Here is a 17,712-nt window from a genome sequence, read left to right on the forward strand (position 1 = left end):
TCGCCCGGAGTCGCGTGGCCGGTTTCCGCTGTGTGGCAAGGCGTCGGAGCTCTTCGGCATGCCCCGACGCCACGTAGTCCCACCTTTCCGGTTACGCGGGACCGGTTTTGGCGAGGACCTCCAGGTAGTGCGGGTTGGACATGAGACCGAGGACGTTGCCGAACGGGTCGACCACGGAGGCGGTGACGAAGCCCCCGCCGTTCCCCCTGGGAGTGACGGGGTCGTAGACCGTCGCGCCGAGCTCCAGCAGCCGGTCGAATGTCGCCTGCAGGTCGTCCACGTGCCAGTTGACGATCGCGCCGCCGGGTGCGTTGCGCGCGCCCGCCGGTGCGTAGGCGCGGTTCACGATGCCGAACTCGTGCTGGTAATCGCCGATGCGGAACTCGTAGTAGCCGCCTGCGACGTGGTAGTACGGCTCGATGCCGAAGAACTGGGTGTACCAGTCCTTGGCGGCCTCCAGGTCGTCGGCGTAGAAGGTGCTCGTCGCCATTCCTCGCAGCATTGTGGTTCTCCTTCGAGTTGTTCTCTCGTGCTTGTACAACCATCATCCGAGCAAAAGTGCGCACCGAATGAGCACTTTCCGCGGCAGAATTGTGCGCATGCGAGCGGACCGATTGGTAGCGATCCTGCTGATGATGCAGACCCGGGGGCGGGTAACGGCGGCGCAGGTCGCTGCGGAACTCGAGACCTCGGTGGCCACCGCGCGCCGGGATCTCGAGGCCCTCTCCGCCGCTGGTGTGCCGGTGTATCCGCAGCCGGGCCGCGGCGGCGGATGGTCGCTGGTGGGCGGCGCGCGCACCGATTTGAGCGGGCTGACGGCGGGGGAGGCGCGGGCGTTGTTCCTACTGGCGGGTCCCTCCGCGGGTGCGGTGCCGGAGGCGAGATCGGCGCTGCGCAAGCTGGTCAGGGCACTGCCGCAGACCTTCCGTGGCGACGCGCAGGCGGCCGCCGACGCCGTGGTGATCGACCCGGCGGGCTGGGGTGCGACCGATCGTGAGCTGCCGCCGGTGGTGGCGCTGCTGCAACGAGCTGTCGTGCAGCGCAACAAGGTGCGGCTGCGCTATGCGAACCGCACCGGCGCGCGGTCCGAGCGACTCGTGGATCCCTGGGGCCTGGTGGACAAGGACGCCGTCTGGTATTTGGTCGCCGGAACCGAGCGGGGGCAGCGGACGTTTCGCGTCGACCGGATCTCCGAGGCGTCGCTCACCGACGAACCGGCTCACCGCCCGGACGATTTCGATCTCGCCGCTGCTTGGGCGCAGGTGGTCGAGGAGATGGAGCAGCGGCGCTCGACCACCGCCGCCACCGTGTTGATCTCCGACCGCCTGTTGCCGATCCTGCGTGACCAGCAGGGCAGGAACTGCGTCGTGGACGGCCCCGCCGACGACGGTCGCATCCAGGTCCGGGTCACCGCGCCGACCGCCTGGATGCTCGCCCAGCAGTTGGCCGGTTGGGGCGGCTCGATCGAGGTCCTCGGTCCTGCCGAAGTCCGCGCCGAACTGGCCCGCCTCGCCGCCGAACTGCTCGAGCGCTATGGACCGGACGGTGGGCCCGGCGCGGCATCGTGACAATCCCTCGAGCGGTTCCGCCGCCCCTCGCGGCCGGTGCCGATGTCAGCCGGAGCGCAGGCCCATCCGCCGGTACGGAGCCTGGGTGACCTGCTGAGTACAGCGCTGGCCCGACCCCATACCGGCGCTGCTCGATGCCGCGCGCCCGGATGCTGTCCTGCAGCACGACACCTAGGAACTGCCGAAGCTGCCCACCTATGTCCACGGGCGGGTCGCGATCCTCGGTGACGCCGCGCACGCCATGGCTCCCAACCTGGGGCAGGGCGCCTGCCAGGCGCTCGAGGACGCGGTCACGCTGGCCGCCGCCGTGGACACCCTCGGCGTGGACGCGGGACCGGCGGAATACGATCGCCTCCGCAGGCCGCGCACCCAGATGATCGCCCGGCTTTCGCGCCGGGTCGGCGCTCCGGCGCACTGGCGGTCACCAGCGCTGGCGACGCTGCGCGACACCGCTCTACCGCTGCTGCCCAGCGCGCTCTCGGGCCGATCGATCACCCACGCCTACACCTGGACGATCTGACGGTCGTCGGCCTGCGCGAGGTGCGCCATCGGCCTCGGGTCGTGGTGGTGGGCCGGATCGTCTGCGCTCGATGCGTGACACTCGGCCGGACATGTGGTGGAGGCACCCGCCCGCCGGTGCCTCCACCACGCCGGTCCGGTCAGCGCGGCGCGGGAACGTGATCGGCCAAGGTGCGCACCATGTCCGAGGCGAGGACGGCGTGGCCACTCATGCTGAAGTGGATCAGGTCGGCGCTCATCAGATCGAGGCGCAGGCGCAGCGGGTGGTCCCAGAGTTCGAGCAGCAGCGCGTCGTAGCGGTCGGCCAGCTCACGGACCAAGTCGTTGAGCGCGGCCATTCGCTCGCGCATCGGACGCATCGGCGCCATGCGCTCGACTTCCCAGACGTCGGCGAGGGTGAAGGTGACGACCTGCGCTCCCGTGCGGGCCAGCGTCCCGAACAGTGTGTCCAGATTGGCCCGCAGTTCGGCGAGATCGCCGCCGGGCATGAACAGGTCGTTGCCACCGCAGCTGAGATGCACCAGGTCGGGTCGGAATTCGAGCACCGTCGGCAACTGCTCGGCCAGAACCTGGGCGGAGGTGGCGCCGATCCGGCCGGTGTTCAGGTAGGCCAGGCCCGGGCGCACCGCGGTGAGCACAGCGGCGACGCGGTCGGCCCAGCCCACCGGTTGGTAACCCGGGCTCGGGTCGCCGACGCCCTGCGCGATGGAGTCGCCGAGCACCGCGTAGCGCTGCCACGGGGCGTCGGCGAGCAGGCGTCGCTGTTCGGCGGGCGGCAGCAGCAGGGGATCGTTGGCTTCGGTGCGGACGGTGTTGTCGCTCACGGTGTTTCCTAGCTATCGATGGAGAAGGACGGGGTGCGGGCGGGTAGGGCGGCCAGGCAGGCGGCCACGGCGGCGATGCCCGCGCACACGGCGAAGAGGGTGTGGAACGCGACGAGCGGAGCGTCCGGCCGCGCCGCGAACACGGCGGCGAGGACGGCCACGCCGAGCGCACCGCCCACTTGCCGCGCCGTCAGATTCATGCCGGTACCGGCGGCGAACTGCTGCGGCGGAAGGGAACTGGCGGCCGCGGTGCCCAGCACCGTGACGACGAACCCGATGCCGCCACCGCCGAGCACGCCGGCCGGAATCCAGACCGACCACAGGGCAGCGGTGGAACCGAAGGCATCCGTGCTCATCCACACGGTGCACGCCACGAACATCAGCGCCCCGAGCACACCGAGCCATCGCCTGACCGTGGGTGAGCCGACCCGTCCCGCCACGGTGGCCGTCACCATCGAGGCCACCGCGCCGATGGTCATCGCGCCCGCCGAGCCGAGCACCGAGTAGCCCCAGACCGCGTCCAGGAACAGTGGTCCCGCCAGCAACCAGGCGAACATGGCGGCGCCGAAGACGAACGAGGTCGCGTTGGCCAGCGCGTACGACCTGCTACGCCAGAGGTCCACGGCGACGGCGGGATCGTGGTGCCGCGCCGAACGCGCGAGCGCGGCGACGACCAGCAGTCCGCCGCCGATCAGGGCGGCCAGTGTCCCCACCGAGGTCCAGCCCCAGCGCTGCCCCTCGGTGACGCCGGCGACCAGTCCGCCGAGACCGAGTGCCACCGCGATGGTGCCGATCGGGTCCGGTAGCGCACCGCCCGAAGGGCGAGCGTCCGCCGGAATGCGCGTCGCCGCCGCGATGAGCAGCAGCGCCACCGGCACGTTGATCACGAAAACCGCTCGCCAGTCGAATCCTTCGACCAGCGCGCCGCCGAGCGCGGGACCGACCACGGCGGCGAACCCGCCCGCAGCCGACCACGCCCCGATGGCCGCGCCGATCTTCTCGCGTGGCGTGGCGGCGAGCACCGAGCCGAGGGCGGACGGGACCATCAGCGCCGCCGTCGCGCCTTGCAGTATCCGGCCCGCGATGAGCCAGCCCGCTGTCGGCGCGAGCCCGCACAGCAGGGAGGTGAGGGCGAATCCGGCCAGCGCGCCGAGGAACAGCCTGCGCCGCCCGAGCGTGTCGGCGAAACGGCCTGCCGGAGTGAGCAGCGCGGCGAAAGCGACCGCGTATCCGCTGACGACCCAGGTCAGCGTGGTGGTGGCCGTGCCGGGGAAGTCCCGGGCGATGGAGGGGAAGGCGATGTTGACGACCGAGAGGTCGAGGAAGGCGATGAACGCCGCACCACAGGCGATCAGCAAGGTGCGGGTAGCCGCGGTCGCGGTCGGCGGGCTGTCGAGCCGCACGGACGCGTCGGTCATGGGAAGTCCTTCGGAGCAGGGAAACAAAACGCACGATCGTTCGTTCAGTTAAAGTACGACCATACGTTCGTATGTGCAACTGCGGAGTGAAAGAATGACGTCATGAGCGAGTCCGTCACCACAGGCCGGCCGCACGACACCGATCAGCGGTTGGCCAAAGGCGCCCGGGCGCGTGCGTCGATCGCCCGCCGCGCCGCCGACGTGGCATCGGTCGAAGGGCTCAACGGCCTCAGCATCGGCCGGTTGGCCGCCGACTTGGGCCTGAGCAAGAGCGGCATCGCGACCCTCTTCGGCAGCAAGGAGAGTTTGCAGCTCGCAGCGGTGAAGTGCGCGCGGCAGGTTTTCATCGATGAAGTCATCACTCCGAGCCGGGGTGAACCCGCCGGACTACCGCGTCTGCGCGCCCTGGTCGAGCGCTGGTTCGGTCAGGTCGCCCACCCGGCGTTTCCCGGCGGGTGCTTCCGTGTCGCGACCCTCGCGGAGTTCGACAGCAAGCCGGGACCGGTGCGCGATGCCATCGCCCAGGATCGCCGGGACTGGCTCGACTTCCTGGTCGAGGAGATTCGCCGCGCGCAGGACCAGGGCCATTTCGGTGCACGCAGCGCCGACGCGGTCGCATTCGAACTGGACGCGGTGATCGCCGCGGCGCACACCGCCCGGCAGATGGGGGACGAGCGGGGCGTCGCCACCGCCCGCGCCATAATCGACGACCTGCTCGGCTGAACCGAGACAGCTCGGGTCATGGTCGCCACGGATCTCAGCTGCCGGGCCAGGCCAGCCCCTCGAATTTCGGTGGCTGATCGGGAAGCAGTTTCAACATCGCGACCGGCTTGTCGACCGGGTTGCCGGACTCGTCGAACGACATCATGCCGCTGGCGCCTTGCACCGCGGTCTGGCCGCGCAGCCGGGGCAATGTCTGCAACACATCCCCTGCTGTCACCTTGTGGCCCTCGTTACCCGCGGCGCGGCGAATCGCCTGTACCGCCGTCAGCACCGAGTCGTACGCGATGATCGCGACGGCGTCGTCCAGCAGGTCCGCCGACAAATGGCGGTAGCACACCTCCCCTTCGCACTCGTCGCCGAACTGTTTGATCGAAGCCGGGTTGAATATGTTCGGGGGAGCCCCGTCCCACGCCTGCGGGTGCGCCAGTTCGGTGAAGAAGACCGAAACGCCGGTGGACAACGCCGTTCCCACCGCGTGGTCGGGAATCGGGGAGAACGTCATGTCGTCGCCGGTGAGCACCTTGATCGGCTTGTCCCGGCAGTTTCGGGCCGCCAATGCCTGGATGAACGTCGTCGCATGCCGTGCCCGCCCGGCGAAGAACACCACGTCGGGCGCGGCATGGCAGATATTGGGCATCATGTGGGGGAAGGTGTTGTCCACCCCGGAATTCAGCGAATTGTACGGCTCCGTGTGACCGGTGAATTCGTCTCCGAGATACTTCGCGAATTCGTCGCCGAGCGTCACCGAATAGTGATCGTGCGGGTTGCGGTCCCGCACCAGCACAACACGTTTCGCGCCCGTGCCGACGGCATAGTTGGCGGCCGCCTGCGCCAGCGCCGCATTGGTCGGCGCCACCCGCAGAAAGCCGCTGACGCCTGCCAGCGGATGCGCGGTCACCGTGGACCCGATCATCGGCATCGGCAACTGTGCCAGCCGTTGCATCGCGTGCACCGCGTTGTCGACACTGAGACCGATACCGGTCACGGTGACGATGCGTTCTTCGGCGCGACGCTGCTCGAGCTCTTCGAGCGCCGCACGCCACTGGGTCAGTCCGCTACCCGCGTTCGCCAGCAGCAGCCGGATCAACGGTGTGTTCCCCGTGCGCCGCTCCTTGTTGGCCGCGAGCTGGGCCAAGTGCGCGCCCTCCAGGTGATGGCGGACCCACGCCGCGGAGACCACATCGTCCTCGCGAACCGTCATCGGCAGCAGGACCACAACACTCACATAGTCCGCGCCTCGCTCGATGACATCGCTGTTCTCCTTGCGGATCCGCTCTTCGACATCGGCCAGCTCCGGCGCGAACACCACGCTGCCATCGGTCAGTCCGACACATTCGTCGTGCGGACCTACGCGCGAGACACCGTCACCGCAGCGTTCGGTCCACGCCACCACGTTGGGCACCACGACCAGCGCGGCCACCAGGCCGACGGCCACGGCGAAGACCACCCCGGCGGCCAGCACCCATCGCCGCCGCCGCGGTCGAGGCACCACGATCGGATCACTCATCAGTACCTCCCGGCTCGTTCGTGCAACAGGACAGAACCGGGGCCCCGGCCACGGGCCAACTCCCGGAACTGGCCGGCGATGGTCTCGTTCAACGTCTGCTCCGGATCACCGAGCGGGTCACTGCGCACCCAGAGGCTCGCGATCAGCCAGGCCAACGCGTCGTCCTTGCCGAACCCGCTGCCGCGCACGAGGTCGCGAACCTGGTCGATCGGCGCCCGCCCGGCGTCCGAGCGATTCGGCGCCGAGGTGATCAGATCCAGCTCCGTCAGCCAGATCCGCGCGCTCGGCACATCGATCTCGTCGTCGGCGCGGCGAAACGGCCGTCCCAGGTAGTCGACCACGGCGGTGAGATTCCCCAGCGCCAGCTCGTGATAGCACACCCCGACCTCCTGCCCGCCGCGGCGATAGACCTCCCGGCAGAGCTCATGTGTCCGCGCCCAGTCCCGCGGATCGGTATCGTCCCGGGCGGCCAGCTCACGCAGCAGGATCCGGCGCAACCAAGGATGGATCTCCAGCTCCGTCGGCGCGCCGTCACGCTCCCGGATCCACAAATGGTTACGCAGCGTCTCCAGCAGCCCCTCCCCGTTGGGCACCTCCGAGTCCAGCACCTCGGGCCGATACAGCATGTCCACGTTGCGTGCGGCGCTGGCGGTGACCAGATCGCGCCTGTCCGGCAGCACCGCGAAGTCCCGCAGGAACCGCTCGAGCATGTCTTCGTGCACGGTCCGCCGGGAATCGTCGGTCGCGGCGTCGGGTGGCCTCGGACGCGGCTGGTCGAGCACCCGGCGGGCCGTCGCCAACCGCGCCCGATAGTCGGTCCGGGCCAGCACGGCGAGAATCTCGGAGCTGCCACCCGGATGTCCCGCCGTCAAGCCGCGCACGAAATCGGCGATCCGCGGGGTGTCGTAGAGGCCGCGATCCGCCGCCAGCTGGGCGATGTCCTTGGCCGTGAGCCTGCTCAGATCCAGCAGGTACCACGGACTCCACGGACACTCCGCCGCGGGATCCCGCGGCCAGTCGCTCTCGATGTCCGACGGCCTGCGCGGCGCGGGAAAGCTCAGCGTTCCGGTCCGGTGCTCGGGCGGGCGTTCCTCGTCGCGGTCGAACCGATATCCACCGGGCCGGTGCCAACTATCGCTCCAATAGGGGATCCACGTGCGGCTGGCCGCGATCACCACCATCGGATCGAACGCCGTGCCCGCCCTACGCCGTGCCTCCTGCAGCGCCAGCAGAAACTTCCGCCCCGCCGGAGTGTGCACATTGTCCAGCAGGACAAGGCAATTCAGCGTGCGCCGTGCTCCCGCGGACCCGGTGTATGCGCGCCGGAGATCGCCGAGGAACGCCTCGCAGAACAGTGCGTCGGCCTCGGCGCGCAGGTCGGCGTTGCCATCGGCGTCCGTGTCGTTGTCGTGCGACCACATGGCCAGGTCGATGAGCGCGTCCTCGGGGCCTGCCTGCGCGCCCGGTGCACGTGGCACGCCTCGCAGTAACCGCCTGCGGTCCAATCGACCCAGGCCGCGCAGCAGCACGTCGACGGCAGCAGCCGTCCAAGGGGGCAGGCCCCCTGCGGTCCCGGTCAACGCCACCAGCTCGACGATGCTCTCGCGATTGCGTTCGATCGGCCGGGCCTCCAGCAGAATGCGGCGCAGTTGGCGCAGCGCTTCCCGGCGATCGTCGGCCTGCGTGTGCAGTGTGCTGCCCACCACCAGCAGGCACACCGACAGCTGGGGGAAAGCCGGCCTGCCGAACTGGCCCCACTGCTTGCTCAGCTCGAAGGCCAGCTTCCCGAGCACTTCTCGCGGCTCCCGCTGCCCGCTCTCGAAGTCCAGGTAGGCATGCGGGACCAGCTCGCACCGAGACTTCATCGCGCGCAACAGCTCCGTCTTACCGGTGCCACGCGGGCCGAGCGCGACGACGACCGGTAGCTTGCGGCTGCGCCCCTCCGGCCGCTGCAATAGATGCTCGAGCAGCCACCCGGTGACAGCGTGCAACCCGCTCAGACCCCACTCGTCTCTGGGCATCGCCCTCTATCCCGCGTTCGTCCGGCGCTACTACTGACTGGAGCGTTTCGTCGTGGAGACCGAATCACGCGGGTACTCGAGCGATTTCGCGGATTCGGCACTTGCCGTCGCCCCCACACGATGGCTGCCCTATTCCCACCGTAGGCAATACTCGTCGTGCATCGATCACTATAATCGGCCGCCGCTCCCATCGCGCGCGGCGGCGGCCGGGCCGCCGAACTATCGGAAGAATCTCGACAAATCCACGCGCGCACTGACATTCGACGAAAAGATCCGGACGCTACACGGTGAAGTTACGCGGACCATCGACTACGTTGTGGTCGCCGAGCGGGACACCGCCGTCGTTCCGGATCTGCCGGTCGGCCGACTAGTCCGCCGGCGACCCGTTGACCAGGTAGTCCAGGTAGGAGCCCGGGATGGGAGACAATTCGACGCCGTCGGCGTCCACGATGTGCGGCCGGATGGTGCCGGTGGGCGTGATCTCGGGGCTTTCGATCAGCACCGTGGTCGAAACGGGCAGCGCGAGGAACTGCACCGCGAACGGCATGGCGGCGGCCAGCTCGAGCAGCGTGGTGTAGTACGACGAGCGGTGCGTGTGCTCCTCGAAGCATTCCACCGACCAGCCGGAGAATTCGGGGTCGCCGGGCTCGGTGCGGGTCAGCACCAGCACCGGCGACTCGAGCCCGCACGACGAGACGATCGCCTGCTGGTCCTCGCCGGGGAAGTCGATACGGTCGGCGAGGCCGGCGCCGGCCGCCACTTCGCGCTGGAACCAGACGTCGCGCAGCGTGCGGTCGACCTGCTCGACCCAGGTCTGCGCGTCGGAGCGTTCGGCGAGCCCCAGTGTGCCGTCCGCGCGCTCACGCACCCGGACGAGGTTCCAGCCGATCCGGATCGTCTCGCCGGGGCGGTATCGCGTGCCCGCCGCGACCGACGACTCCAGGTAGGACAGCAGCCAGCTCGCCGTGCCCGGCAACTGAGCCTCCGCGAAGACCACGGTGAATTCGGGATGTCCGTGGTCGGCGCAGGAGGTGGTGCTGAACGTGTCGGCCATGGCACGTTCTTAGCACGACCGGTCGTCACCGGGACGCTCCCACGACGGGAGTCCGGCTCGCCGCAGCAGGCGAGGAGAACACTCCGATCAGGCCGAAAGGGCGCGCGTCTCCTCGTTGGCCGCGTGATAGCGATCCAGGACGACCTGGGTGAGTGCCGGATGCGCGCCGAGGACCCCGGCGTGGATCGCCTGCGGCGCCGCGTGGGCCAAGCGATCGGTCAGCAGACCGGGCGCGAGGAACCAGGGGGCCACCAGTACCTGTTCCGCACCGCGGGCGCGCAGTCGCGAAATCGCCTCGGTCACCGACGGTTCGGTGGTCGCGAAGCAGATCTCGGTGCGCCAGCCGGTGCGGGCCGCGAGCCGGGTGGCGACCTCGGCGGTGCGGGCGTTGCCCGCGACCGACGACGAGCCGACCGCCGCGACCGCGACGCCGAGGCGACGATCCGCCGAGGCGTCCCCGCCAACGGCGGCGAGGACACGGTCGCGGAGAGCGCCGATCAGCCCGGCGTCGGCGCCGAGCACGTCGGCCTGGGTCAGGCGCAGCCCGGGCCGGCGGGCGCGGGCGGCGGCGAGCAGGCCGGGCAGGTCGACCCTGGCATGGAAGGCGCTGCCGAGCAGCAGCGGTGTCACCACCGCGTGGGTATGTCCGTCGGCGGCAACGGCATCCACGACCTGTTCGACCGAAGGGGCGGTGAGATCGAGGAACGCCGTCCGGACGTCCAGGTCGGGCCGCGCGGCCGCGAGGGCGCCGACCACCTCCGCGACGGTCGCCGCCGACCGCGGATCACGACTGCCGTGGGCTACCGCGATCAGCGCGGGTGGCCGCGCCGCGCTCGCACCGAACAGGGCCGCGTGATGACCGGCTCCGGATGTCATCGGCCCCGAGCGACCCGCCAGGGCGCTCGCGCGCAGGACCGGCGGAGTGCCGAAAAGGGCTCGTGACACCGGCATGTCAGGCTCCGGTGCCGACCTCGACGGCGGTCAGCACGTCGCCGACCAGACCGGCCGCCAGCGTATTGCCGCCGGCCGGGTCGATCAGCAGGAAGCTGCCGGTGTACCGGTTCACCCGGTAGTCGTCGGCCGCGATCGGCTCGGCGACCCGCACCGAGATGCGCCCGATGTCGTTGAGTTCCAACGACTCCGGGTTCGGATCGGCGGCCAGGCGCTGCTCATCGAAGCGCTCCAGCAGCGCGCCGACGATCGCCTGAGTGGTCCGGGTGCCGTGCTTGAGCAGCAATCGCGCGCCGGGCCGCAGCGGCTTGTCGCCCAGCCAGCACACGGTGGCGTCGAAGGTGTCGACCGGCTCCGGTGCGTCGGCGGTCGAGGCGATGATGTCGCCGCGGGAGACGTCGACGTCGTCGACCAGGATCAAGGTGACGCTGCGCCCGGTCTGCGCCACCGCGAGTTCGCCGTCGGGGGTGTCGATCCGCTCGACGGTCGTGCGGACCCCCGAGGGCAGCACCACGACCTCGTCGCCCGGAGCGACCGCGCCCGCCGCGATCTGCCCGGCGTAGCCCCGGTAGTCCGGGTGTTCGGCGGTGCGCGGCCGGATCACGTACTGCACCGGGAACCGCAGGCCCAGCGCGTGATTGCCGGTGCTGTCGGCGTCGACCGGCACCGATTCCAGGTGCTCGATCAGCGAGGGGCCGTCGTAGTAGGGGGTGTTGTCCGACCGGGTGGCGATGTTGTCGCCGTGCAGCGCCGAGACCGGGATCTCCAGCACGTCCTCGCTCGACCAGCCCAGAGTGCTGGTGAGCTCGCTGAACTCCGCGGAGATCGCGGCGAAGACACTGGCCGCGTCGTCCACCAGATCGATCTTGTTCACCGCGAGCACCAGCTTCGGCACGCCGAGCAGCGCGAGGACGGCGGCATGCCTGCGGGTCTGCTCGATGACGCCCTTGCGCGCGTCGACGAGCAGGATCACCAGCTGCGCGGTGGACGCGCCGGACACGGTGTTGCGGGTGTACTGCACGTGCCCGGGGGTGTCCGCGAGCACGAAAGAGCGGCGCGGAGTGGCGAAGTAACGGTAGGCGACATCGATGGTGATGCCCTGTTCGCGTTCCGCGCGCAACCCGTCCACGAGCAGCGAGAGATCCGGGGTGGCGAGACCTTTGTCCACCGACGCGCGGGTGACGGCGTCGATCTGGTCGGCCAGAACGGATTTCGTGTCGTAGAGCAGGCGTCCGACCAGAGTGGACTTGCCGTCGTCGACAGAACCGGCGGTGGCCAGCCTCAATAGGTCGGACATGTCAGAAATAACCCTCTCGTTTGCGGTCTTCCATCGCGGCTTCGGAAACCCGGTCGTCGCCGCGGGTGGCGCCTCGTTCGGTCAGCCGGGACGCGGCGACCTCGGCGAGGATCGCCTCGTTGTCGGCGGCATCGGAAAGCACGGCGCCGGTGGAGGAGCCGTCGCCCACGGTGCGGTAGCGCACCGACCGGGTCTCCAGCACCTCGCCGTCGCGCGGGCCGCCCCACACGCCGGGCGTCATCCACATGCCGTCGCGCTGGTACACCGGACGCTGGTGCGCGTAGTAGATGCTCGCCAGATCGATGTCCTCGCGGGCGATGTAGCGCCAGATGTCCAGCTCGGTCCAGTTGCTCAGCGGGAACACGCGCACGTGCTCGCCCGGCGCGTGGCGCCCGTTGTAGAGGTTCCACAGCTCGGGACGCTGCCGCTTCGGGTCCCACTGGCCGAAGGCGTTGCGCAGCGAGAAGATCCGCTCCTTGGCGCGCGAGCGCTCCTCGTCGCGGCGGCCGCCGCCGAACACGGCGTCGAACCGGTGCTCGCTGATCGCGTCCAGCAGCGGGACGGTCTGCAGCGGATTGCGGATACCGTCGGGGCGCTCGGTGAGCCTGCCGTCGGCCAGGTAGTCCTCCACCTTCGCCACGTGCAGGCGCAGCCCGTAGCGCTCGACGACCTTGTCCCGGAACTCCAGCACTTCGGGCAGGTTGTGCCCGGTGTCCACGTGCAGCAGCGCGAACGGCAGCGGCGCGGGCCAGAACGCCTTGAGCGCCAGATGCAGCAGCACGGTGGAGTCCTTGCCGCCGGAGAACAGGATCACCGGCCGCTCGAACTCGCCCGCCACCTCGCGGAAGATGTGGATCGCCTCGGACTCCAGCGCGGCGAGGGTGTCGAAATCGCTGATGCCGAGCGAACGCTCGCCTCGAATGGTCTCGGTCATGCTGTGCCCTTCTCTGCATGCCCGAGGGGCCCTACGTGGTTACGCACGCTGCCTCCTTCGGGCCCTGACTCGGTCATGCTGTGCCCTTCGGTCATGCTGTGTCTCCGGGTCATGCGGTGTGCAACCCGCATTCGGTCTTGGCGAGGCCGGCCCAGCGGCCGCTGCGCGGATCGGATCCCGGCTCCGGCTTCCGGGTGCACGGAGCGCAGCCGATCGACGGATAACCCTCCTCGACCAGGGGATTGACGAGGATGCCGTGCTTTTCGATGTAGTCCTGCATCTCGTCGTCGGACCACGGGGCGATCGGGTTGATCTTCACCAGTCCGAATGCCTCGTCGAACGAGATCAGCGGCGCGTTCGCCCTGGTCGGCGCCTCCACACGGCGAATGCCGGTGACCCAGGCGTTGTATCCCGCCAGCGACTTCTGCAACGGGAGGACCTTGCGCAACCGGCAGCACTCGTTCGGCTCGCGGGCGAACAGATCCTTGCCCAGCAGTTGATCCTGTTCGGCCACCGTGTGTTCCGGCCGGACGTTGACCACGTTCACCCCGTACACGGCCTCCACCGCGTCCCGGGTGCCGATGGTCTCGGCGAAATGGTAGCCGGTGTCCAGGAACAGCACGTCCACGCCGGCCCGGATGCCCGCGGCCAGGTGCACCAGCACCCCGTCCTGCATGTTGGAGGCCACGATGTAGTTCGTGCCGAAGGTGTCCTCGGTCCACTGCAGGAGTTCGGTCGCCGAGGCGCCGTCCAGTTCGGCTGCGCCACGCGCGGCGATGGCGCGGAGCTCGTCCTCGGACAGCTTTTCCGCGAGTTCGGTTGTCACAGTTGATCTCCCGTCGACACTTATCTCAGGTCGGCCTCGTCGGCGCGGACCGCCCACTGGGCGAACCGTTCGCCGTCCGCACGGTGCTTGACGAAATTGCGCACCACCCGCTCGACGTAGTCGCCGAGTTCCTGGGTGGTCACTTTGTGCTGGCGCAGCTTGCGTCCGAAGGCGCTGTCGAAGCCGAGGCTGCCACCCAGGTGAACCTGGAAGCCCTCCACCTGATTCCCGGCGCCGTCGTCGACCAGCTGGCCCTTGAATCCGATGTCGGCGATCTGCGAACGGGCGCAGGAGTTCGGGCAACCGTTGATGTTGATCGTGATCGGAACGTCCAGCTGCGCGTTCAGATCCGCCAGCCGCTCCTCCAGCTCCGGCACCAGCGCCTGGGACCGCTTGCGGGTCTCGGCGAAGGAGAGCTTGCAGAACTCGATGCCGGTGCAGGCCATCAGATTGCGCCGCCACAGCGAGGGCCGCGCCTGCAGGCCGAGCGGCTCCAGCTCGTCGATCAGCGCGTCGACCTTGTCGTCGGGAACATCGAGCACGATCAGTTTCTGATACGGGGTGAACCGGATGCGATCGGAGCCGATCCGCTCGACCGCGGCGGCGACCTCGGTCAGGACGGTGCCCGAGACCCGGCCCGCGATGGGGGAGAAACCGACGGCGTTGAGCCCGTTGCGCAGCCGCTGCACGCCGACGTGGTCGATCGGCTTGGTCGGCTGCTCCGGCGCGGGGCCGTCGATCAGCTTGCGCTTCAGGTACTCGTCTTCCAGCACCTGGCGGAACTTCTCGATGCCCCAGTCCTTGATCAGGAACTTCAGGCGCGCTTTGGTGCGCAGGCGGCGGTAGCCGTAGTCGCGGAACACGGACACGACCGCTTCCCAGACGTCGGGCACCTCGTCCAGCGGCACCCAGACGCCCACCCGCTTGGCGAGCATGGGGTTGGTGGACAGGCCGCCGCCGACCCACAGGTCCAGACCGGGGCCGTGCTCGGGGTGCACCACACCGACGAACGCGACGTCGTTGATCTCGTGCACCACGTCCTGCTGGCCGGAGATCGCGGTCTTGAACTTGCGCGGCAGGTTGGAGTACTCCTTCTTGCCGATGTAGCGGCGCACGATCTCGTCGATCGCGGGCGTCGGGTCGATGATCTCGTTCAGCGACTCGCCGGCCAGCGGGGAGCCGAGCACCACGCGCGGGCAGTCGCCGCACGCCTCGGTGGTCTTCAGGCCGACCGCCTCGATCCGCTTCCAGATCTCGGGGACGTTCTCCACCTCGATCCAGTGGTACTGCACGTTCTCGCGGTCGGACAGGTCGGCGGTGTCGCGGGCGAACTCGGTGGAGATCTGGCCGAGCGTGCGCAGTTGGGCGACGTTCAGCGCACCGCCGTCGCAGCGGACGCGCATCATGAAGTACTTGGCCTCGAGCAGGTCGATGTTCTCGTCGCCGGTCCAGCTGCCGTCGTAGCCCTGCTCGCGCTGGGTGTACAGACCCCACCAGCGGAACCGGCCGCGCAGGTCGCCCTTGTCGATGCCGTCGAATCCGGTCTTCGAGTAGATGTTCTCGATCCGGGCGCGGACGTTGAGCGGGTTGTCGTCCTTCTTGGACTGCTCGTTCGGGTTCAGCGGCTCGCGGTAGCCCAGCGCCCACTGGCCCTCGGCCTTGCGGCGCACGGGCTTGCCGGTACGCACGCGCGGTCCCGTGGACGTCGCCTCGGGACGCGGGCGGTCCGGACGGACGCGGCGTTCGGAGGCCGGGCGTTCGGGGCGCGCGCGGTGGCCCGGCTGGGATTCGGGCGTTGGCTGATCGGTCGGACCGGCGTCGGTGCTCGACGTCATGGGGTCGCTCCTGCTGGGTGGGTGGTACATCCTGCTGAGGGCGCGAGGGGCTGACTCACGCCTACGGTGTCAGCGGGCCGATGAAGTCGGGATCGCCGGGGATCCGGGGATCGGGCGCGCTGAGCTACCGGAGGGAACCGGGCAGACAGCAGGCGCTGCAGACGCGCTTGTAATCGACGTGGCGACGTGCCACAAGTCGTACTCCGAAAGCGCGCATGCGGCCTATTGTGCCACGTCAGCCATGGCCTTCCGACCCCGCATTCGGTATTTCCCGCTGTTCGGCGGGAAATCCCCTGGACCGCGGACCAGGTTTGTGACGGCAGTCATAGTAAGGAGGCCTCGGGGGGCGGGTGATACGGCCGCATCGGCGGCTGTGATGCCTCGCACGCCGCTTGACCTCGAGCGCGGTCGAGGTAGCAAGCTCGTCGCCATGAGTACCACAGTTGCCGACACCGCCGCCGAGATCGAGGCCATCCGCGCGGTGGTCGCGCGCGTCCAGCACGTCCAGCAGAACGAACTCGTCGACGAATTCGCCGCGCTGTTCCGGGCGGACGCGATCTGGACCACCGGCCACGGCAAACGCCTCTTCGGACGCGCCGCCATCGCCGAGTTCACCGCCGGAGTGCTGCCGGGAGCGAGTGCGCACGGCACGGCGACCTACGAGATCGAGCACATCCTGTTCATCCGCCCCGATGTGGCCGCGGTCAAGGTGCGCCAGCGCTATTTCACCCCGGACGGCGCCTTGGCCAGCGAAGGCACCCCGATGTACGTGATGTCCAAGGAGGACGGCCGCTGGTTGCTCACCGCCAACCAGAACACCCCCGTCGTGGCGGACTGAAGCCGTCGTCGTTCGCCCCGACGGCCTGCCGGGCCCGCGATCCGGTGGGCCGTCGGGTGTCGTGATCGACAGACCACGACAGTTGTGGGCGCCATATGACCGGAACCGGCGATAGGAGGTTGTGGGGGCGCTGTGGAGTCCCGGGCGTCGGCGCGTTCCCGGCGGCGTTCACACTGGACAGGTGAGTTCTTCCGCCGCGTCTGCCAGCACCGACACCTCCGCGCCGGTGCTGCGCGATTTCGGCGCCGGGCCGTTCGGCATCTACGTGCACGTGCCGTTCTGCGCCACGCGCTGCGGTTACTGCGACTTCAACACCTACACCGCGGGGGAACTCGGCACGTCGGCCTCACCGCAGTCGTGGCTGGCCGCATTGCGGGGCGAGCTGGCCGCCGCCGCGCGGGAGTTCGCCGCGTTGCCGAGTTCCACGCCCGAGGTGGCCACCGTCTTCGTCGGCGGAGGGACGCCCTCGCTGCTCGGCGGCGACGGGCTCGCCGCGGTGCTGGACGCCGTGCGCACCGAGTTCACCCTCGCTGCCGGGGCCGAGGTCACCACCGAATCCAATCCGGAATCCACCTCGCCGGAATTCTTCGAGCGCATCCGGGCGGCCGGGTTCACCAGGGTGTCGCTGGGCATGCAGTCCGCCGCGCAGCACGTATTGCGGGTGCTCGACCGCACGCACACCCCCGGCCGTGCGGTGGCCGCCGCCCGAGAGGCGCGCGCCGCCGGCTTCGACCACGTCAACCTGGACCTGATCTACGGGACGCCGGGCGAGCGGGACGCCGACCTGGACGCCAGCCTGGACGCGGTGCTCGACGCGGGGGTAGACCACGTCTCGGCCTACTCGCTGATCGTGGAGGACGGCACCGCGCTGGCCCGGCGGGTGCGCCGCGGCGAACTGCCCGCGCCCGACGACGACGTGCTCGCCGCCCGGTACGAGCGCATCGACGCGCGCCTGCGTTCGGCGGGGCTCGGCTGGTACGAAGTGTCGAACTGGGCGGCGGGCGACGCCGCGGTGTGCAGGCACAACCTCGGCTACTGGGACGGCGGTGACTGGCTCGGCGCCGGGCCGGGTGCGCACAGTCATGTCGGCGGCGTGCGATGGTGGAACGTGAAGCACCCCGCGCGGTACGCGGATCGAGTCGGCGCGGGCGGCTTGCCCGCCGCGGGCTGGGAGGCGCTCGGCGCGGACGAGCGCTACATGGAGCGGATCATGCTCGCCGTCCGGCTGCGCAGCGGCCTGCCCCTGACCGACCTGGCGTCTTCCGCCGTCCCCGCGGTCGACCGCGTGGTCGCCGACGGCCTCGCCGTGCGTTCGGACGGCGATCGGCTCGTGCTCACCGACCGCGGCCGTCTCCTCGCCGACGGCGTCGTCCGCGAACTGCTCGGATGAACCACCC

General features: G+C 69.7%; 17 protein-coding genes. 5 read left to right on the forward strand and 12 right to left on the reverse strand.

What is annotated here, in order from left to right; translation table 11 throughout:
- Positions 1-91: 91 nt before the first annotated feature.
- On the reverse strand, positions 92-502 hold the full coding sequence (locus tag IU450_RS21355; protein ID WP_195151507.1) for a VOC family protein: 411 nt from the start codon (positions 500-502) through the stop codon (positions 92-94).
- 97 nt (positions 503-599) lie between these two features.
- On the opposite strand from IU450_RS21355, the gene IU450_RS21360 reads away from it, so the two are divergent.
- On the forward strand, positions 600-1,568 hold the full coding sequence (locus IU450_RS21360) for a helix-turn-helix transcriptional regulator (RefSeq protein WP_195151508.1): 969 nt from the start codon (positions 600-602) through the stop codon (positions 1,566-1,568).
- 187 nt (positions 1,569-1,755) lie between these two features.
- Positions 1,756-2,088, forward strand: a complete 333-nt coding sequence (locus tag IU450_RS40980; protein ID WP_324197764.1) for an FAD-dependent monooxygenase — start codon at positions 1,756-1,758, stop codon at positions 2,086-2,088.
- A gap of 139 nt (positions 2,089-2,227) precedes the next feature.
- On the opposite strand, the gene IU450_RS21370 is transcribed toward IU450_RS40980, so the two are convergent.
- A complete protein-coding gene (locus tag IU450_RS21370; protein WP_195151509.1) occupies positions 2,228-2,911 on the reverse strand; it encodes an SGNH/GDSL hydrolase family protein in 684 nt (227 codons plus the stop codon).
- An 8-nt stretch (positions 2,912-2,919) separates the two neighbouring features.
- On the reverse strand, positions 2,920-4,329 hold the full coding sequence (locus IU450_RS21375; protein WP_195151510.1) for an MFS transporter: 1,410 nt from the start codon (positions 4,327-4,329) through the stop codon (positions 2,920-2,922).
- Between the two features lie 102 nt (positions 4,330-4,431).
- Here IU450_RS21375 and IU450_RS21380 point away from each other — a divergent pair, with 102 nt between their 5' ends.
- Entirely contained in the window at positions 4,432-5,052 is a 621-nt protein-coding gene (locus tag IU450_RS21380; protein WP_195151511.1) for a TetR/AcrR family transcriptional regulator, read from the forward strand.
- Positions 5,053-5,086: 34 nt separating this feature from the next.
- On the opposite strand, the gene IU450_RS21385 is transcribed toward IU450_RS21380, so the two are convergent.
- The 9 genes from IU450_RS21385 to IU450_RS41335 all read right to left on the reverse strand — a co-directional run bounded on the left by IU450_RS21385 (position 5,087) and on the right by IU450_RS41335 (position 15,694).
- The gene (locus IU450_RS21385) at positions 5,087-6,559 is read right to left on the reverse strand and encodes an ABC transporter substrate-binding protein (RefSeq protein ID WP_195151512.1); all 1,473 of its coding nucleotides are present in this window, start codon (positions 6,557-6,559) and stop codon (positions 5,087-5,089) included.
- Entirely contained in the window at positions 6,559-8,580 is a 2,022-nt protein-coding gene (locus IU450_RS21390; protein WP_195151513.1) for a hypothetical protein, read from the reverse strand. The genes IU450_RS21385 and IU450_RS21390 overlap by 1 nt, the downstream gene beginning before the upstream one ends.
- A gap of 367 nt (positions 8,581-8,947) precedes the next feature.
- A complete protein-coding gene (locus tag IU450_RS21395) occupies positions 8,948-9,634 on the reverse strand; it encodes a hypothetical protein (protein ID WP_195151514.1) in 687 nt (228 codons plus the stop codon).
- A gap of 87 nt (positions 9,635-9,721) precedes the next feature.
- Positions 9,722-10,510, reverse strand: a complete 789-nt coding sequence (locus IU450_RS21400; protein WP_195151649.1) for a sirohydrochlorin chelatase — start codon at positions 10,508-10,510, stop codon at positions 9,722-9,724.
- A gap of 76 nt (positions 10,511-10,586) precedes the next feature.
- Positions 10,587-11,882 carry a sulfate adenylyltransferase subunit 1 gene (locus IU450_RS21405; RefSeq protein WP_195151515.1) on the reverse strand — a complete coding sequence of 432 codons (1,296 nt, stop codon included), beginning with the start codon at positions 11,880-11,882 and terminating at the stop codon, positions 10,587-10,589.
- A gap of 1 nt (position 11,883) precedes the next feature.
- Positions 11,884-12,816 carry a sulfate adenylyltransferase subunit CysD gene (gene cysD / locus IU450_RS21410; protein ID WP_195151516.1) on the reverse strand — a complete coding sequence of 311 codons (933 nt, stop codon included), beginning with the start codon at positions 12,814-12,816 and terminating at the stop codon, positions 11,884-11,886.
- 109 nt (positions 12,817-12,925) lie between these two features.
- On the reverse strand, positions 12,926-13,642 hold the full coding sequence (locus tag IU450_RS21415) for a phosphoadenylyl-sulfate reductase (RefSeq protein ID WP_181721292.1): 717 nt from the start codon (positions 13,640-13,642) through the stop codon (positions 12,926-12,928).
- 20 nt (positions 13,643-13,662) lie between these two features.
- Positions 13,663-15,477 (reverse strand): nitrite/sulfite reductase, encoded by a 1,815-nt coding sequence (locus IU450_RS21420; RefSeq protein ID WP_228834900.1) that lies wholly within the window; start codon positions 15,475-15,477, stop codon positions 13,663-13,665.
- Between the two features lie 124 nt (positions 15,478-15,601).
- On the reverse strand, positions 15,602-15,694 hold the full coding sequence (locus tag IU450_RS41335; protein WP_368854281.1) for an Ms4527A family Cys-rich leader peptide: 93 nt from the start codon (positions 15,692-15,694) through the stop codon (positions 15,602-15,604).
- A 213-nt stretch (positions 15,695-15,907) separates the two neighbouring features.
- Here IU450_RS41335 and IU450_RS21425 point away from each other — a divergent pair, with 213 nt between their 5' ends.
- Both IU450_RS21425 and hemW read left to right on the forward strand, forming a co-directional pair.
- On the forward strand, positions 15,908-16,315 hold the full coding sequence (locus tag IU450_RS21425; RefSeq protein WP_195151517.1) for an SgcJ/EcaC family oxidoreductase: 408 nt from the start codon (positions 15,908-15,910) through the stop codon (positions 16,313-16,315).
- A 181-nt stretch (positions 16,316-16,496) separates the two neighbouring features.
- Positions 16,497-17,705, forward strand: a complete 1,209-nt coding sequence (gene hemW, locus IU450_RS21430; RefSeq protein ID WP_195151518.1) for a radical SAM family heme chaperone HemW — start codon at positions 16,497-16,499, stop codon at positions 17,703-17,705.
- The last annotated feature ends 7 nt before the right edge of the window (positions 17,706-17,712 follow it).

It is taken from the genome of Nocardia abscessus, from assembly GCF_015477775.1.
Classification (GTDB): Bacteria; Actinomycetota; Actinomycetes; order Mycobacteriales; family Mycobacteriaceae; genus Nocardia; species Nocardia abscessus_A.

Bases quoted from the DNA above. Each gene is read 5' to 3' on its own strand.
- IU450_RS21355 (WP_195151507.1), bottom strand. From the start codon at position 502: ATGCTGCGAGGAATGGCGACGAGCACCTTCTACGCCGACGACCTGGAG.
- IU450_RS21360 (WP_195151508.1), top strand. From the start codon at position 600: ATGCGAGCGGACCGATTGGTAGCGATCCTGCTGATGATGCAGACCCGG.
- IU450_RS21375 (WP_195151510.1), bottom strand. From the start codon at position 4,329: ATGACCGACGCGTCCGTGCGGCTCGACAGCCCGCCGACCGCGACCGCG.
- IU450_RS21380 (WP_195151511.1), top strand. From the start codon at position 4,432: ATGAGCGAGTCCGTCACCACAGGCCGGCCGCACGACACCGATCAGCGG.
- IU450_RS21385 (WP_195151512.1), bottom strand. From the start codon at position 6,559: ATGAGTGATCCGATCGTGGTGCCTCGACCGCGGCGGCGGCGATGGGTG.
- IU450_RS21390 (WP_195151513.1), bottom strand. From the start codon at position 8,580: ATGCCCAGAGACGAGTGGGGTCTGAGCGGGTTGCACGCTGTCACCGGG.
- IU450_RS21395 (WP_195151514.1), bottom strand. From the start codon at position 9,634: ATGGCCGACACGTTCAGCACCACCTCCTGCGCCGACCACGGACATCCC.
- IU450_RS21400 (WP_195151649.1), bottom strand. From the start codon at position 10,510: ATGACATCCGGAGCCGGTCATCACGCGGCCCTGTTCGGTGCGAGCGCG.
- IU450_RS21405 (WP_195151515.1), bottom strand. From the start codon at position 11,882: ATGTCCGACCTATTGAGGCTGGCCACCGCCGGTTCTGTCGACGACGGC.
- cysD (WP_195151516.1), bottom strand. From the start codon at position 12,816: ATGACCGAGACCATTCGAGGCGAGCGTTCGCTCGGCATCAGCGATTTC.
- IU450_RS21420 (WP_228834900.1), bottom strand. From the start codon at position 15,477: ATGACGTCGAGCACCGACGCCGGTCCGACCGATCAGCCAACGCCCGAA.
- IU450_RS41335 (WP_368854281.1), bottom strand. From the start codon at position 15,694: ATGCGCGCTTTCGGAGTACGACTTGTGGCACGTCGCCACGTCGATTAC.
- IU450_RS21425 (WP_195151517.1), top strand. From the start codon at position 15,908: ATGAGTACCACAGTTGCCGACACCGCCGCCGAGATCGAGGCCATCCGC.